Annotated in this window: 1 protein-coding gene; it reads right to left on the bottom strand. The window is 67.1% G+C overall.

Going from position 1 to position 1,343, the window contains the following annotated elements; all coding sequences use genetic code 11:
- Positions 1-39: 39 nt before the first annotated feature.
- A protein-coding gene (locus MA876_RS18800) for an IS3 family transposase (RefSeq protein ID WP_248153018.1) occupies positions 40-1,292 on the bottom strand; the annotation gives its coding sequence in 2 pieces (ribosomal slippage) (positions 40-1,010 and positions 1,010-1,292; 1,254 coding nt in all).
- Between the last annotated feature and the right edge of the window lie 51 nt (positions 1,293-1,343).

Below are 1,343 nucleotides of genomic sequence, written 5' to 3'. Positions count from 1 at the left end.
TGACTCGCCCCGGCATGTCCGGAGAGCGTTTTGCTGGTGTCAGCCGGCTTTCTCGACCGGTTCGGTGTGAGCGTAGTCGAGTTGCTCGACCTCGAGGGGTGTGAGGTCGTCGATCGAGCGGTGGGTGCGTTCGGTGTTGAACCACAGCACCCAGGACGCGGTCGCTGCCTCGACCTGGTCGACGTCCCGCCAGGGGCCGGCGTGGTGGATCAGTTCGGACTTGTAGAGCCCGATCTGCGACTCGGCGAGCGAGTTGTCGTAGGCGTCACCGACGGAGCCGACGGACGGGTCGATGCCCTCGTCGACGAGCCGGTCGGTGAAGGCGATCGACGTGTAGACGCTGCCGGCGTCGGTGTGATGCGTGAGCCCGGCGAACCCGAGCACGCCTTCGCGCCGCCGGGTCCAGAGCGCCATGTCGAGGCAGTCGAGCACGAGCGGGGTGGTCATGCTGGTCGCGGCGCGCCAGCCGAGGATGCGGCGGGAGTGCGCGTCGAACACGAACGCGACGTAGACCCACCCCGACCACGTCCAGACGTACGTGAAGTCGGCCACCCAGAGCTGGTTCGTGCGGAACCTCGCGAAATGCCGGTCAACGAGGTCCGCCGGCCTGGTCTCCCGCAGATCCGTGTCGATCGGGCGCTTGCGTCTCCCGCGCACGACGCCAGCGATCCCGAGGTCCCGCATAAGGCGTTCGACCGTGCACCGGGCGATATCGTGTCCGTCACGGCGGAGCCTCAGCCAGAGCTTGCGGGCGCCGAGCACCTTCCGCTGCTTCTCCCACGTGGCCAGGATGATCGGCTCCCACCGCTCATCCGACACCTCACGAGGTGACGGGCCGCGGCCTCTCGCGTCGTAGTAGGTCGATGGGGCGATCTTCACGCCGTGCTGGGTCAGCACGTCGCAGATCGACTCGACACCCCACCGCAGCCCGCCATCACGGCGATCCTTGTGGTCCTCGATGAACGCGACTATCGCTTCTGTGGCCGGTCGAGCTCGGCCGCGAAGAAAGCCGAAGCCGCCTTCAAGATCTCGTTCGCACGGCGCAACTCGGCGTTCTCCCGCTTGAGCCGCTTGATCTCCTCCGCCGCCTCAGTCGTGACGCCAGGGCGTTCGCCCGCGTCGACCTGGTTGCGGCGGATCCAGGTCCGGATGGTCTCCGGTGACCCGATTCCGAGCATCTTCGCGGTCGCGGTCATCGCGGCGTACTCGCTCGGATAATCGGGCCGCAGCTCGGCGACCATGCGGACAGCGCGCTCACGAAGCTCGCGCGGATACTTGCTGGGACGTCCCATGAGACAGATCCTTCCAAGGAATCATGTCTCCGGACATGCCGGGGCGAGTCA

It is taken from the genome of Microbacterium aoyamense (assembly GCF_023155855.1).
Taxonomy (GTDB): Bacteria; Actinomycetota; Actinomycetes; order Actinomycetales; family Microbacteriaceae; genus Microbacterium; species Microbacterium aoyamense.
The sequence above is the reverse complement of the archived record's forward strand: the minus strand, read 5'-3'. Positions and strand labels throughout refer to the sequence as shown.